This window comes from Mesorhizobium sp. M0500 (assembly GCF_040321165.1).
GTDB lineage: Bacteria > Pseudomonadota > Alphaproteobacteria > Rhizobiales > Rhizobiaceae > Mesorhizobium.
Genome location: NZ_JAMYRB010000007.1, coordinates 255,852 through 270,193 on the forward strand (window position 1 = coordinate 255,852; position 14,342 = coordinate 270,193).

The 14,342-nt window shown below is 62.1% G+C and carries 16 protein-coding genes; 8 read left to right on the forward strand and 8 right to left on the reverse strand.

The features are described 5' to 3' along the window. The first annotated feature begins 382 nt into the window (after window positions 1–382). On the forward strand, window positions 383–1,030 hold the full coding sequence (locus tag NKI70_RS16315) for a dihydrofolate reductase family protein (RefSeq protein WP_352571472.1): 648 nt from the start codon (window positions 383–385) through the stop codon (window positions 1,028–1,030). A gap of 49 nt (window positions 1,031–1,079) precedes the next feature. Here the strand turns inward: NKI70_RS16315 and ppk2 are convergent, their stop codons facing one another. Continuing rightward, complete coding sequence (gene ppk2, locus NKI70_RS16320; protein WP_352571473.1) at window positions 1,080–2,000, reverse strand: polyphosphate kinase 2; 921 nt, start codon at window positions 1,998–2,000, stop codon at window positions 1,080–1,082. Between the two features lie 280 nt (window positions 2,001–2,280). Here ppk2 and NKI70_RS16325 point away from each other — a divergent pair, with 280 nt between their 5' ends. After that, window positions 2,281–3,324 carry an aldo/keto reductase gene (locus NKI70_RS16325; protein WP_352449292.1) on the forward strand — a complete coding sequence of 348 codons (1,044 nt, stop codon included), beginning with the start codon at window positions 2,281–2,283 and terminating at the stop codon, window positions 3,322–3,324. 113 nt (window positions 3,325–3,437) lie between these two features. Further along, a complete protein-coding gene (locus NKI70_RS16330; RefSeq protein WP_352449291.1) occupies window positions 3,438–3,596 on the forward strand; it encodes a hypothetical protein in 159 nt (52 codons plus the stop codon). Between the two features lie 51 nt (window positions 3,597–3,647). Here NKI70_RS16330 and NKI70_RS16335 read toward each other — a convergent pair whose 3' ends face one another. Together NKI70_RS16335 and NKI70_RS16340 are read right to left on the reverse strand one after the other, a co-directional pair. Beyond that, window positions 3,648–3,905 carry a DUF982 domain-containing protein gene (locus NKI70_RS16335; protein ID WP_023674477.1) on the reverse strand — a complete coding sequence of 86 codons (258 nt, stop codon included), beginning with the start codon at window positions 3,903–3,905 and terminating at the stop codon, window positions 3,648–3,650. Between the two features lie 96 nt (window positions 3,906–4,001). Then, on the reverse strand, window positions 4,002–4,664 hold the full coding sequence (locus tag NKI70_RS16340; RefSeq protein WP_352571474.1) for a GntR family transcriptional regulator: 663 nt from the start codon (window positions 4,662–4,664) through the stop codon (window positions 4,002–4,004). A 197-nt stretch (window positions 4,665–4,861) separates the two neighbouring features. On the opposite strand from NKI70_RS16340, the gene NKI70_RS16345 reads away from it, so the two are divergent. After that, window positions 4,862–6,121, forward strand: coding sequence for a multidrug efflux MFS transporter (locus tag NKI70_RS16345; protein ID WP_023674475.1), 1,260 nt, complete (start codon window positions 4,862–4,864; stop codon window positions 6,119–6,121). A 53-nt stretch (window positions 6,122–6,174) separates the two neighbouring features. Next, window positions 6,175–6,546, forward strand: coding sequence for a DUF423 domain-containing protein (locus tag NKI70_RS16350; protein WP_023674474.1), 372 nt, complete (start codon window positions 6,175–6,177; stop codon window positions 6,544–6,546). Between the two features lie 69 nt (window positions 6,547–6,615). On the opposite strand, the gene NKI70_RS16355 is transcribed toward NKI70_RS16350, so the two are convergent. Further along, on the reverse strand, window positions 6,616–6,759 hold the full coding sequence (locus tag NKI70_RS16355; RefSeq protein WP_023674473.1) for a hypothetical protein: 144 nt from the start codon (window positions 6,757–6,759) through the stop codon (window positions 6,616–6,618). 371 nt (window positions 6,760–7,130) lie between these two features. Between NKI70_RS16355 and NKI70_RS16360 the strand changes: the two genes are divergently transcribed. Continuing rightward, a complete protein-coding gene (locus NKI70_RS16360) occupies window positions 7,131–8,210 on the forward strand; it encodes a LacI family DNA-binding transcriptional regulator (protein ID WP_352700274.1) in 1,080 nt (359 codons plus the stop codon). Window positions 8,211–8,232: 22 nt separating this feature from the next. On the opposite strand, the gene NKI70_RS16365 is transcribed toward NKI70_RS16360, so the two are convergent. After that, on the reverse strand, window positions 8,233–9,408 hold the full coding sequence (locus NKI70_RS16365; RefSeq protein ID WP_352590513.1) for an OpgC family protein: 1,176 nt from the start codon (window positions 9,406–9,408) through the stop codon (window positions 8,233–8,235). A 215-nt stretch (window positions 9,409–9,623) separates the two neighbouring features. Here NKI70_RS16365 and NKI70_RS16370 point away from each other — a divergent pair, with 215 nt between their 5' ends. Further along, a complete protein-coding gene (locus NKI70_RS16370; protein ID WP_023674469.1) occupies window positions 9,624–10,280 on the forward strand; it encodes an alpha/beta hydrolase in 657 nt (218 codons plus the stop codon). Window positions 10,281–10,326: 46 nt separating this feature from the next. On the opposite strand, the gene NKI70_RS16375 is transcribed toward NKI70_RS16370, so the two are convergent. The 3 genes from NKI70_RS16375 to sthA form a co-directional block, all read right to left on the reverse strand. Beyond that, window positions 10,327–10,704, reverse strand: coding sequence for a VOC family protein (locus NKI70_RS16375; protein WP_352571477.1), 378 nt, complete (start codon window positions 10,702–10,704; stop codon window positions 10,327–10,329). 72 nt (window positions 10,705–10,776) lie between these two features. Then, a complete protein-coding gene (locus NKI70_RS16380; RefSeq protein WP_352571478.1) occupies window positions 10,777–11,985 on the reverse strand; it encodes an MFS transporter in 1,209 nt (402 codons plus the stop codon). 149 nt (window positions 11,986–12,134) lie between these two features. Further along, window positions 12,135–13,523: a Si-specific NAD(P)(+) transhydrogenase gene (gene sthA / locus NKI70_RS16385; RefSeq protein WP_352571479.1), complete on the reverse strand. Its 1,389-nt coding sequence runs from the start codon at window positions 13,521–13,523 to the stop codon at window positions 12,135–12,137. A gap of 212 nt (window positions 13,524–13,735) precedes the next feature. Here sthA and NKI70_RS16390 point away from each other — a divergent pair, with 212 nt between their 5' ends. After that, entirely contained in the window at window positions 13,736–14,206 is a 471-nt protein-coding gene (locus tag NKI70_RS16390; RefSeq protein WP_023674465.1) for an RDD family protein, read from the forward strand. Window positions 14,207–14,342 lie beyond the last annotated feature (136 nt).

Here is a 14,342-nt window from a genome sequence, read left to right on the forward strand (position 1 = left end):
ACATCGAGTAGTGTTCGTTCGTCCAAAGCGCGACATGGAACGCCGCAGGACATCGCTTCAAGTTTACGCTGCCCCTCGTTGCCCTGCCGGGCATTTCTCGCCGTAAAGTGGCAGGGAGAAAGACGCGTTCGTAAAAGATTTCACCAATCTCCAGCGTTGCAAAAATATCGACGTTGCGGCCAGCCCCTTCTCCCCGTCACTATACAGGGAGAAGCTGCCGGCAGGCGGATGACGGGCGGCGCCGACATTGAGATTAGTTATTCCAACATGATTTGGAAGCGATTGCCCCGCCGGCGATTCAAAATACCGCTTGCAAAATGCAATCAGTTAAGCTACCCCGATAACTGCTTGCATCTCACAATTGGTTATCGAGGAGGCTCTCATGTCCAAACTTCGCGTCAGCGCTTTCACCTTGTCGATCGACGGCTTCGGCGCCGGTCCCGACCAAGACCTGAAGAACCCGCTGGGTGTTGGCGGGGAAGCCCTGCACGAATGGATGTTCGGCACCCGCACCTTCCGCAAGATGGTCCTCGGCAAGGATGGCGGGACCACGGACACTGACGAGGCGTTCGCCGCGCGCAGCTTCAAAAATATCGGCGCGTGGATCCTGGGCCGCAACATGTTTGGGCCGATCCGCGGCGAATGGCCGGATGACAGCTGGAAAGGCTGGTGGGGTGACAACCCGCCCTACCATGTGCCGGTCTTCGTGCTCACGCACCATCCACGTGATCCCATTGTCATGGAGGGCGGCACGACCTTCTATTTCGTGACCGACGGCATCCACTCAGCGCTGGAGAAGGCGAAAGCAGTGGTTGACGGCAAGGATGTACGGCTGGGCGGTGGCGTTTCTACGATCCGGCAATATCTCAAGGAAAAGCTCATCGACGAAATGCATCTGGCGATCTCACCGGTCCTGCTAGGCGCCGGCGAGAGCCTTTTTGCCGGCATCGACATGCCCAAGCTCGGCTATCGCTGCAGCGAGCAGGTCGCGACGCCGAAGGCCACGCATGTCATCATCGAGCGCACCTAGCTTGTTGCAGGGCGCCGCCATGGAGGCGCCGCCTTCCTCGCCGCTTTAGTCAGTACTTCTCCGGCACATACAGTTCGCGCGGCAGTACCTGGCGCTCGTATTCGGGATTGAAGACGCGCTCCGGCAGTGTGATCTCTTCGTGCGGCACCTCCTCATAGGGCATCTGCTTGAGCAGATGGTCGATGCAGTTCAGCCGTGCCCGCTTCTTGTCGTTGCCCTCGACGATGAACCACGGGGCTTCCGGAATATTGGTGCGGGCGAACGTTTCTTCCTTGGCCTTGGTGTACTGCTCCCAGCGCACGCGCGACTGGAGATCCATCGGCGACAGTTTCCATTGCTTCATCGGGTCATGGATGCGCATCAAAAAGCGCATCTGCTGCTCCTCGTCGGTGATCGAAAACCAGTATTTGACAAGCGTAATGCCTGAGCGGACCAGCATGCGTTCGAATTCCGGAACGTCGCGGAAGAACTCCTCGACCTGATCCGGCTGGGCAAAGCCCATTACCCGCTCGACGCCGGAGCGGTTGTACCAGGATCGGTCGAACAGCACGATCTCGCCGCCGGCCGGCAGATGCGGAACGTAGCGCTGGAAATACCATTGCGACTTCTCGCGCTCGGTCGGCGCCGGAAGTGCTGCGACGCGGCAGATGCGCGGATTAAGCCTCTGGGTGATGCGCTTGATAACACCACCCTTGCCCGCCGAGTCGCGGCCCTCGAAGACCACGACGAGCTTCTTCTTGTGATAGGCGACCCAGGATTGTAGCTTGATCAATTCGGATTGCAGCGTGATGAGATTGCGAAAATACTGCAGGCGGTCGATCGATGGCGGATGCGCATTCTTGTAGATCTTGGCGATCTCCATCGACAGCGCCGGCTCCGAGATTTCCAGCTCATAATCTTCGTCGAGCGTGTCGGCGAGTTCCGCTTCCAGCCAGTCCCTGGCCGGGGAATTCTGTTTTATCTCGGTCATTTGCGCTGCTCCGCTTACAGGCCTTGTCGGCCGCTGTCAGGCGCTCTGCCGCCCGGCCCGGCGGCCGGAAATCGAAGCGCTGGACCGATGTTAGTATAGGTCGGCAATGACGGTTTTATTGCAGCCACTACTGCGCTGGCTGTGCGTTCAATCCGCAAGATGTGATCGAGCTTGCCCTGCGGGGCGGGCGACAAGCGGAACGAATTATCCTACAAATGCCCGGTTCACTGAGGGGCTGTCGTTTGCAACGCCCTTTCCCGATAAATCGTGAGGATACGACATGGAATACCGCACTCTCGGCCGTTCCGGGCTGAAGGTTTCGACCCTGACCATGGGCACCATGACATTCGGCGGCGGCGGCGCGTTTTCGGCGGTTGGCAAGACCGACCTCGACGAGGCGCGTCGGATGATCGACCTTTGCATCGATGCCGGCGTCAATGTCATCGACACCGCCAACGTCTATTCGAACGGGGTGTCGGAAGAGATCATCGGCGAGGCGCTCGGCGGCAAGCGCAAGGGCGACGTGTTGATCGCCTCCAAGGCGCGCATGCGGATCGGCAAAGGCCCCAATGATGAAGGCCTGTCGCGCTACCATCTGATCCGCGAATGCGAGAGGAGCCTGAAGCGCCTCAGGACCGATGTCATCGACATCTATTTCCTGCACGAGTGGGATGGCCTGACACCGCTTGAGGAAACCATCGCCGCGCTCGACACGCTGGTCGCGCAGGGTAAGGTCCGTTATGTCGGCTGCTCCAATTATTCCGGCTGGCAAGTTATGAAGGGGCTGGGGATCAGCGACCGTCATCACCAGCCACGCTTCGTCACCCAGCAGATCCATTACACGCTGGAAGCGCGCGAGGCCGAGTACGAATTGTTGCCGATCTCGGTCGACCAAGGGCTCGGCGTGCTGGTCTGGAGCCCGCTTGCCGGCGGGTTGCTGTCCGGCAAATACCACCGTGACCAGCCGACCGCCCGCCAGCTCAGCGGCTGGTCGGAACCGCCGATCCGCGACGAGGACCGGCTGTGGCGGATCGTCGACGTGCTGATCGATATCGGCAAGAACCACGGTGTGTCGGCAGCGCAAGTGGCGCTTGCCTGGCTACTCGGCCGGCCCGCTGTCAGTTCGCTGGTGATCGGCGGACGAACCGAAGCGCATTTCAAAGACAATATCGCCGCTGCAAGCCTTGTGCTTGCCGATGAGGAGCGCACACGGCTCGACGTGGTCAGCAGGCCGCCCGTGCTCTATCCCTACTGGCACCAGCAATTCACGGCAAAGGACCGGTTCGGGCCGGCCGATCTCGTCCTCGACCGCGACGGCGCCTGAAAAGCCGGGCTCTCCGGACTGCGCCGAGATATGGAGCCCGATCGTGCCTTGCGGTGTTGTGTTTGCGGTCCAATGCTCCTAGGCAAAGGCCAAGCACAATGAAAGGAAACGATATGGCACGAGCACCGAACTACGGTCAGGAACGCAAGGAACGCGACCGGCAGAAGGCTGCCAAGAAGGCGGAAAAGCAGGCTGCCAAGGTCGCAGCCAAGGAGCGATCGAAGCCCGAGGGCGAGAGCGAGTCCCAAACCAAAACCGAAACGACCGAGTGATGACGCCCGGCCTGTCAGGCGGTCCGGGCCTCGGTCAAATCCCGCTATGCCTCAGGCGGGCGCCTTGTCGCTGACGAAGACGTTCACTTCACGCGCGGCGGCAATAAAGGCCCGTCTTGCGTTCATGGCCGGCTTGTCGCCGGCCAGCGCATCATGACAGGCTTGCAACGCTTCGCGGTGCTTGGGGCTGCGCTTGCCGGGCCAATTGTTGAGGAGGTAGTCGGAAGCCTCGCGGGCCGTACGCAAGAGCTGATTGCTTCCCGCCGCGCCCTTGACGGTCACGGGTGTGTCAAATCGGTTGTTTTCCATCGCTGCTCTTACGCCATCGGCATTTGCGAAGCGAGACCGAAAGTAGCATTCTTCGCTCATCTGCTCTTTTCGTGATCAATGGCAGCCGATCCTCACTCAAGCGACGACGGCAAATCCCCGGGCGCGCAGGCCGCGCCGGTCGTTGCGCAGCGAGGTCACCAGCCGGTCGCGGCTGCCGATGATATGGGCCGAAAGCAGGCGGGCGGCGCTATCGGCATCGCCGGCCCGCACCGCCGACAGAATGGCATGGTGTTCGGCCCAGGCACGGCCGAGCGCTGCCTCGTCGCGAACCTCGAGCCAGCGGGCGCGCGACAGGCGTGTCATCACGTCGCGAACCGCTCTGAACAGGAACTCGTTGCCGGATAGACGCGCCAACTCGATATGAAAATCCCTGCCGACGCGATGCCATTCCTCGCGCGGCGTCTTGTCGTCGCAAGAATCGAGCATCGCCTCGATGATTTCGACGGCACTTCTGTCCTGCAAGGTGCAAGTTAGTCTGAGTGCCGCGACCTCGACCGCCTCGCGATAGACGGCGATCTGCTCGAGTTCAGCAAGATTGATGGGCGAGACCGTCCAGCCGCGGCCGTCGCGGCAGATCAGGCCTTCAGTCTCGAGCCGCAGCAATGCCGCCCTGACCGGCGTGCGCGATGCACCGAAGCGGCTTTCGACCCAGCGCTCCGTCAGCCGCTCGCCGGGACCGATCTCGAGCCCGAGGATCATCTCGCGAAGCTGCTTTTCGACGTTCTGCATCTGCGACATTGGCGTTCCGTTCAGGTCATTTGTTCCGGCAATCGGGTCACTGGCCGGCGTTGGCCGATCACGCCGGCCTTTGTCGATCATGTTTGAGAGGCCCGCATTGACAGCGACGGGGCTTGCGTTCATGACAGATACCAGTTTGGTATCCCAAATTGGTATCCGTAGCAAGTTTCATGCAAGCTGGCCGGACAGGACATGACATGCCGCAAGACGCCGCCCTCGCCATGCAAGGCACGCACAACGTCCACTGGCGCCGCAATCTCGCCGTGTGTTTTGCCGGCTCGTTCAGCACGCTTGTAGCGATGACGCTGCTGTTGCCCTTCCTGCCGCTTTACGTCGAGCAGCTGGGCGCCGAGGGCCATGCGGCGATCGTGCAGTGGTCGGGCATCGCCTACGGCGCCACCTTCCTTGCTGCCGCGCTGGTCGCGCCCCTGTGGGGGCGGCTAGGCGACCGCTACGGCCGCAAACTGATGCTGGTGCGAGCCAGTTTCGGCATGGCGCTGTGTATGTCGCTGACCGGCATGGTGCAGACCGTCTGGCAATTGGTGCTCTTGCGCCTGCTGATCGGCTTTGCCGGCGGCTATTCTTCGGGCTCGACCATCCTGGTTGCCATGCAGACGCCGAAGGATCGCTCCGGCTGGGCGCTGGGCGTGCTGTCGGCCGGAATCACGGCCGGTGCCCTGGTCGGTCCGCTGCTTGGCGGCGCGCTGCCGCCGCTGATTGGCATCCGCGCCACATTCCTGCTCGCCGGCGGCGTCATTTTCCTGGCTTTTCTGGCAACCACCTTGCTGATCAAGGAGGCCCCTCGCCCGGTTGCCGCCAAGGCCGCGTCAGAAGAAAAAGTGAAAGACGGCTGGTCGCAGATTCCCGACAAGCGCCCCGTCGTCGCCATGCTGGCGACCGGCATGCTGTTGAGTTTCGCCACCATGTCGATCGAGCCGATCATCACCGTCTATGTCCAGCAGCTCATCGAAGATCAGAGCCAGGTCACGCTGGTCTCCGGCATCGTCATGTCCGCGGCAGCGCTAGGCGCCATCCTGTCGGCGTCGCGGCTCGGCAAGCTCGCCGACCGTATCGGCCACTGGAACGTCATCGTTGCCGCACTCGCCGTCTCGGCGCTGCTGCTGATCCCGCAGGCCTTCGTTACCCAGGGCTGGCAGCTCGTCGGCCTGCGTTTCCTGATGGGCCTGGCGCTTGGCGGTCTTTTGCCCTGCATCACCAGCGTCATCCGCCACAATGTGCCCGACGGGGTCGGCGGCAACGTGCTGGGCTTGTCGATCTCGGCGCAATATGTCGGGCAGGTCGCCGGACCGTTGCTCGGCGGCTTCGCCGGCGGCCATTTCGGTATGCGCTCGGTGTTTCTCGGCACATCCATTCTGATGGCGGGCGGAGCGGCCTATAACTGGCTGGTCCAGTCGCGCCGCGAACGCGACATGCTGGCGGAAGCCGGCAAATCCTGACACGGTTCGCGGCACTATCTCAGGCGGTCGCCAGGAATCACGGAGGCGTGGAAATGAGCACGGATGAACACGCGGCAGGCGGCCGCATTCTGGTTCTTGCCGGCGGCCTATGCGGCGCAACCGGCGTGGCGCTTTCGGCGGCGGCGGCACATCTCGGCGGCGCTTTCGTCGGTACGGCCGCATCCTTCCTGCTCTTGCATGCGCCGGTCTTCCTTACCGTCGGGCTGCTCGGTGGCAATAGCATCCTGCGAACCGGAAGCCTCATCCTTCTCGTCGGGCTTCTGCTATTCTCGGGAGATCTTTTGGCCCGCGACTTCCTTGGCTCGCGGCTGTTCCCGATGTCGGCGCCGATCGGCGGCACGTTGCTCATCGGCGGCTGGCTGATGATGGCCGCCTCGGCGCTGGTGCGCCCGCGCCGCCATTGATGCGGCAACCAATGGCCGCCGCTGCTCCTTCGCCAGCCGCCCTCGATCCACGAGCTCTGTCTTGCCAGCTCAGTCTCGCGGACGTTCGGGCCGGACTTGGCCATCGCTGTTGGTCGTCTTGACTACACGCCGCCGCTCCGGCCGTTCGGTGGCCGGCGAGATGCCCCAATAATTGCGATAGATGTCTTCGAACAGATGCTTGATCGGGTGCATGGTTTAATCTCCTCTAGTTTTTTGACTCGATCCAATCAGCGGGCACAAAAATAGGCCACCGATCAGCTCCGCTTGCGTCCTACGAGGAAACCCAGGTCGCGAATCCACGGACCGGTCCTGTCTCGCCGCTTCCGGGCCTCCGCGCTCGAACGGATGCTCCAGTCGTTCCGGTAAATGTCCTCGAACAGATAATTGACGGGGTGCATGGCGCTCTCCTCTTGTATCGATCCAATCTGGGGACGAAAAACGCTCTTGGATCGATTCAAAGAATACGCATCGCACCACAAATGTCAAGCAAAAATTTGAATCGATCCAACGAAGGTGTTAGGTAGTCGGCGATACTGTTGGACCGGAGTCCCGGAGACAAACAAATGGCATCACTCACCGAAGGCAGGAGGCCCATCCGGCTGGCGGACATCGCCAAAGCCGCGGGCGTATCACACGGCACTGCCTCCAATGTCTTCAGCCGTCCCGAAATCGTACGCGAGGAAGTCCGCGAGCGGGTCAAGGCGGCGGCCGACGCGCTGGGCTACGCCGGCCCCGATCCAAAGGGCCGCCTGCTGCGCGCCGGCAAGGTCAATGCGATCGGCGTCGCCACAACCGAGCCGCTGTCCTATTTCTTCGACGACCCCTTTGCGCGCGTGATGATGGCCGGCATCTCGGAGGCATGCGACGCCACCGGCGCGGGAATAGCCCTCGTGTCGGCCGGCAACGAGGAAAAACTTGCCTGGAATATCCAGAGCGCCCTGGTCGACGGCTTCATCCTGTTCTGCATCGAGGGCGGTCCGCGCCTCGTCGAGCTGACGCGCGAACGCAAGCTCCCCTTCGTCGCGCTCGAGCTCGGCTCGCAGGACGCCACGGTCTCCGCGATCGGCGTCGACAATGTTGCCGGCGGCCGGCTCGCGGCGCGCCATCTGGCGGAACTTGGACATCGCCGCTTCGCCGTGCTGTCGCTGGCCTTCGCCGACAACAGCACCGGACTTGTCTCGCCCGAGCAGGTCCGGACCGCAGTCTATACAGGAACCCGTGACCGCCTCCTCGGCTATCTCGAAGAGCTTTCCCGGTTCGGCGTCGATACCGCCAAGGTGCCGGTCTACGAGACTGAAAACGATGAGGCCAGCACAAAGGCCGGCCTCGAAACCCTCTTCGCCTCGGCAGAACCGCCGACCGCCATCCTGGCGATGTCGGACCGGGTCGCGATGGAAGCATTGGAATGGCTCAGCGCGCGGGGCATCGCGGTTCCTCGCGATGTTTCCGTCGTCGGCTTCGACGGCGTGCCTGAAGCCGCAATTTGCGAGCCTCCGCTCACCACCATCGCCCAGCCGATCGCCGAGATCGGCCGCCGGGCAGCGCGAAGAATCCTCGACTTCGACGGCACGGTGCGGCGAGAAACGCTCGATGTCGAACTTGTCGTCAGGGCGTCGTCCGGGCCGCCGCCAGGCACAGGTTGACTGGGCAGATCGGCTCCAAATCTTATCGATTGGCCGCCATCGGACCGATGCCAAAGGATGGACGGACCGGTGACGCCTCGTTGCGGACCGGCTTGCCCTTGCCGGACCAGCCGATAGCGGACAGCCATTCCAGATAGAAGGCGAGCGCGAACTGCATGGCGATGCCGGCGGCGAGCAGCAGACTGTCATAGGCAAAGCCGCCCGGGTTGACCAGCTTCATCACCTGCGCCGCCATGGCAATCACCGTGCCGGCAATGAAAACCGGCAGCGAGCGTTTGCCCAATATGGCGAGCGGATTGTCGCGGCCGGTGCGGAACAGGTTCGAGACGAAAGGCAAGGCGACGACCAGATAGCTCATCGCCAGGATGTGCAGCAGCCGCGGCAACGACAGGAACGTCTTGTCGAAACCGGTCAGCACCACCGGGAGGTCGAGCCACGACACATGCCCCCACAGCGGGCTGTGCACCCAGACGAGTGCCGTCAGCACATAGGCGGCGGCCGCGCCGACCAGCCAGCGATTGACAGGGATGGTGCCGCCGCGCCGCACATGCAACACGCTGGCCATGCCGATATTGAACAGCAATTGCCATGACAGCGGATTGAGGAACCAGAAGCCGGGCTCCGGGTAGTTCGGCGGCGCGATCTGGTAGATTCCGGCAATCAGCCAAAGGGCTGCGGATACTGCGAGCGCCGCCAGTGGCCGGTAGCTGATGAACAGCAGGAAGACCGGAGCCATCAACAGCAGCGCCGCATAGACCGGCAGTATGTTGTTGTAACCGAGCTGATGGCCGAGCGTGACGATGCCGACCAGGACTTGTGGCGGGTTCCTGACGAGCGGCTCGATGTTGATCAGCGTCAGAAGATCCGGCCGTTTCGCAAACACCGCCGCCGCGCAGAAGATAGCCATGACCACCATCGTCGTGACGATGTGGGTGACATAGAGCACACCGGCGCGGCGCCACATTTTCAGTGTTGCAATCAGCCGGTTTCCCGGCTGGAACTTAGTGCCGTAGGCGAGAGCGACGGACATGCCGGAGATCAGCACGAAGGCCTCGGCCGCATCCGAAAACCCGAAATTCTTGTAGGTCAGGGTTTCGAAAACGGTGCCAGGCACGTGGTCGACGAATATGGTCAGGAGGGCGAGAGCCCGGAACACATCAATACGCGTATCGCGTTCCGGCGAAACTGGCATGGTCATCGATAAAAGGCCTTAAAGCTGGTTGTTCATGCCCGGCATGCGATCCCTCGGGCGACCACCCGGCGCACACTGCTTCGATCCCCCCGCGGGGATTATATCGGCAAAGAAACGGACTGAAATGCGCCCGGTTCAATCAACTTTCGCGGAGCTTGAAAATATTCCGTTTTGAAGCCGGCAAATTAACGAAAGTAACGCGGAATCAAAAGGATGTGACTATGGCCGAGCAAAGCCTCGAAGACGGTATTTTGCAGGAGAATTCAGGCTTTTTCTACCGGCTCCATCGATCCGCCAATTTACCCGGTGACTGGCTGTTCCTGTTGCATGGATCGGGTGTCGACGAGACGACCTTGCTGCCGCTTGGTCGGCAAATCGCGCCGCATGCGGCGCTGGTTACGGTCCGTGGCCGCATCCCTCAGGAGGACGGTTTCCGCTGGTTCACGCGAATCACCCCGACGCGATTCGAGCAGGCAAGTATCCGCGCGGAGGCAGATGCGTTTGCAAGCTTCGTCGCCGGCGTCGCGAAGCGCCACAGCCTCGATCTCCGCCGCGCGACCTTTCTCGGCTATTCGAACGGCGCCAATCTGGTTTCAAGCGTCATGCCGCTGCATCCGGGCCTCATCGAGCGCGCTGCATTGCTGCGCCCCATGCCGGTGCTCGACGAGGTGCCGCCGGCCGACCTGTCGAAGGCGCGGGCTCTGATCGTCGCCGGCGCCGCCGACCTGACCTACGCGCCTTTCGCCCCCGTGTTGGCCGCTCTACTGAGCTCGCATGGCGCCAAGGTCGAGACCCACACCATTGCCTCCGGCCATGAAATCGGCGACGCGGATGCTGAAATCGTCAGGCAGTGGCTGGCGGGGTCAGGCAACCGCTGAACGAGCGGATTGAGCGCACGCACAACGCGGGCCCGACCATCGAATGTCAGTGTGCGGCGGGCTGGAATAGCTCGATCGCATTGCCGGACGGGTCTTCGAGCAGGGTCTGCGAGCCGCCGACGCCGTTGATGATATCGTTGCGGAAGGCGAGCCCGGCGCCCTTCAGGCGCGCAACCTCTTGCTTCAGATCCGGCACCACCAGCACGATGCGGTTCCACCCTCCCGGCACCGGCCGGCGGCCATCCGGCATCGCCCGTGCGCCCGAGCTCTCCGGCCCGCTCAGCAGAAGCCGCAGATCGCCGCGCGTGACCGAGCAGAAAGCCGGCCGCGCATCCCGTTCAATGGCAAAGCCCAGATGCTTCACGTAGAAATCGATGGAAGCGGCGACATCGTCGACAATATAGCGAACACTGACGGGCGTCATGACCGGGGACCTTTCAGTTTGAGTAGAACGTTTTATTAAAGGCTGCTCATCATCGGCAACGCCCCGGCAGCACTACGACGCCGCCGACACACTATGACCGTCGGTTCGCCAGGGGATCAGGGCAAGCAGACCAGCACTGCCGACCACGGCGAAGACAGCGCCGTAGATGAACACCGCCTCATGGCTTACACGATCCCAGAGCTGTCCGGCGACAACGCTTGCCGCGAGTTCCAGCAGGCCGACCGTGGTGCTGTACCAGCCGATGCCGCTGGCACGCAGCTCTTGCGGCACGAAGTCCGAGGCGAATGCCTTGCCGACTGAGCGGAAGATGCCTTGATAGAACCCGTAGAAGGCAAAAAGCAGCCCGATCAGATAGATGTTCCGGGTCAAGACGAAGCCGAGATAGGCGATCAGGAAGATGACGAAGGACGACAGTAACACGCCCTTGCGGCCGAAGCGGTCCGATAGAAAGCCGGCCGGGTAGGAAATCAGCGCCGCAACGAGATTGAAGCCTGCATAGATAAGAATGGTTGCCTCCAAAGAGGCACCGATATCCTGTGTTTGCAGAATCAGAAACGCATTGCTCGAATTGCCGATGCCGAAGAGAGCTGTCACCAAGAGATAGGTCCAATAGGCTTTGGGAAACTGCCGCAGATTGATGTCGATCTTGGCCTTTGCGGCTACGGCCAGTGGCTGCTCGTGCACCAACACCACCATGAGGAAGGCGAGGAGACCGGGAATGAGCGCGAGATAGAAGATCCAGCGGATATCGACTTTGAGGGCGATGAGAAGCAGCACCGCGAGCAGTGGTCCCAGAAACGCTCCCAGATTGTCGCCAATGCCTTCTAGGCCGAATGCTTTGCCTCGGTGCTCGTCGGCCACGGACGAAGCAAGGAGCGCGTCGCGCGGAGCGGACCGGAAACCTGCACCGAGCCGATCCACAAACCGCGCGCCCAGGACCATCGGCCACACCGTGGCCACGCCGATCAGCGGTTTGGCGATAGAGGCCAGAAAATAGCCAATGAGGGCTATCGGTTTCCGCTTCTGAAGCCTGTCCGAGAGCCAGCCCGAAAAACCTTGCACGATGTTCTGCGTCGCCTGGGCGATTCCGTCGACCAGACCGACGACGCTCCCGCTTGCGTGCAGAGTCTGGGTTAGGAAGATCGGCAGGATCGGATAAAGCATCTCTGTCGAAATGTCGGCAAACAGGCTCGCCAGCGCCAGAAGCACCGTGTTTCGGGAAATCCAGGCGAAGGTTTTCCTTGGCGCTGCCCCAGTCATTGCTTTGCCCTGTTCGGCAATCCGTTTGGCTGAAACGCAACGGCCACCATGTCGGTTGCAATGCGCCACTGCTGAGTGTCCTGCCCCCATCCCGAAGGTCCGCGCAGCAAAACCGATGCCCACGCGGTCCTTCGATTCGGGATCATGGTCTACCCTCGCCCCATTCGGTTCCAGGCGTCCAGCCCGGCGATCTTGTAGGCTTCGGCCAGCGTCGGATAGTTGAAGGTGTTGTTGACGAAGAAGTCGACGGTGCCGCCGAGATTGATGACCGCCTGGCCAATGTGGATGAGTTCGGTCGCGCCCTCGCCGACAATATGGGCGCCGAGCAGACGGCGTGTTTCGATCGAGAACAGAAGCTTCAGGAAGCCGGTGTTGACGCCCATGATGTGGCCGCGCGATGTCTCGCGGAACCGCGCCACGCCGACCTCGTAGGCGGCACCACTCTCACGCACCTGCTCCTCGGATTGCCCGACCGTGGAGATTTCCGGCACGGCGTAGATGCCATAGGGAAAGGTTTCGGGCGGCGGCGGCAAGGGCACGCCGAAGGCATGGCAGGCGGCCACCCTGCCCTGCTCCATCGAGGTCGAGGCCAGGCTCGGAAAGCCGATAACATCGCCGGCGGCATAGATGTTGGACGCGCTGGTCTGGAAGGTCTGCGGATCGACCTTGATGCGGCCTCTGGAATCGGACTCGATGCCGACCGTTTCCAAGCCCAGGCTGCCGACATTGCCGGTACGCCCTGCGGCGTAAAGCACGATCTCGGACCGTATGGTGCGGCCGTCGGCCAGCGTCACCTCGGCATAGTCGGGTTTGGAGGCGATCTCCTTGACGGCACTGCCCAATCGGATGGTCATGCCGCGGTCGCGCATCTGATGGATGAAGTCGTCGACGATCTCGCGGTCGACAAAATCCAACATCGTATTGCGCGGCTCGACCAGCGTCACCGGCACGTCGAGCGCCGAAAAGATCGTCGCATACTCGACACCGATAACACCGGCGCCGATCACCGTCAGCGTGCGCGGCAGGCGATCGAGCTCCAGCATCTCATCACTGTCGAAAATCCGTGTTTTGTCGAACGGCACGTCGTGCGGCCGGTGCGGCCGGGTGCCGACCGCGATCAGCGCATGGGAGAAGCCAGCCTCGCTGTAGTCGCCGGTGTCGGTGGTCAGGCTGACCTTGTTGGCGCCGAGGAATTTTGCCGCGGCGCGCGCGCTCTTGACCGTGTTGCGCATGAACTGATGCTGCAGCACCTCGACCTCATGGTCGAGCGTCTTGTGCAGGCGCTCGACCAGATCGCCGACCGAAATGTCCTGCTTGACGCGGTAGCCGCGTCCATAAAAGCCGCGCTCACGCCAGCCGGAGAGGTTGAGCACCGTCTCGCGCAACGTCTTCGACGGTATGGTGCCGGTATGCACCGACACGCCGCCGAGACGCCGGCCTCTGTCGACCACCAGCACCGACTTGCCGAGCTTGGCCGACTGCACCGCGGCGCGGCGCCCGGATGGGCCGCTGCCGATGACCAGCATGTCGTAGTCCATGTCGCCCCGTCCCCTCGGCTCGGCGCGCTTTGTTGCGCCGCAGCAAACTAACGCTATCCGCGCCGTGAATTCAACAAGTCAGACGGCCCCAGGCACTCCGTCACCATCTACACGGCGGCGAAAGGCTCGATCTTGATTCCGCCGCGAACCTTCACCATTTCACCAAGAAGCGGCCCCGTGCATTAACCCGGGTTCGATTACGAGGAAATGACATGAACGCTCGCGTTCTCGACGGCGAAATCATCACCAGCAGGCTCGAAGATGTCCGCGCCTATGAGGGCGTGCGCACGCGGCGCATTCTCGCCTTTGTCATCGATTATTTCATCGTCGCGCTGCTCACCATTCCATTCGCGATCCTGGTGTTCCTGTTCGGGCTGTTGACGCTCGGCCTCGGCTGGATGCTGTTTTCCATTCTCGTGCCGGCCGTCGCCATCCTCTACATCTGGAACACGCTCGGCAGTAAAGACCAGGCCACCACCGGCATGAAGATGATGGGCATCCGGCTCGACCGGCTCGACGGCAGCCGCATCGACGGGCTGACCGCCGTCGTGCATTCGGTGCTGTTTTGGGCCGGCAATGTCATCCTTTCGCCGCTGGTCCTGCTGGTGAGCCTGTTTTCCGACCGCAAGCGCACGCTGCACGACCTGCTGCTCGGCACCGTCGTCAGCCGCAGCGGCCGCTGAGCAGACTTTTGAAGCGCGGCCGCAGCCTTTGCGCACAAATGTGAAGACGTCCAATCAACCAGGCTTTCACAATCCTGTTGAATTTTTCGGCGTCCGCGCCAAAGGTAGAGCGATTCGCAGGAGTGTTTCCAAGGCT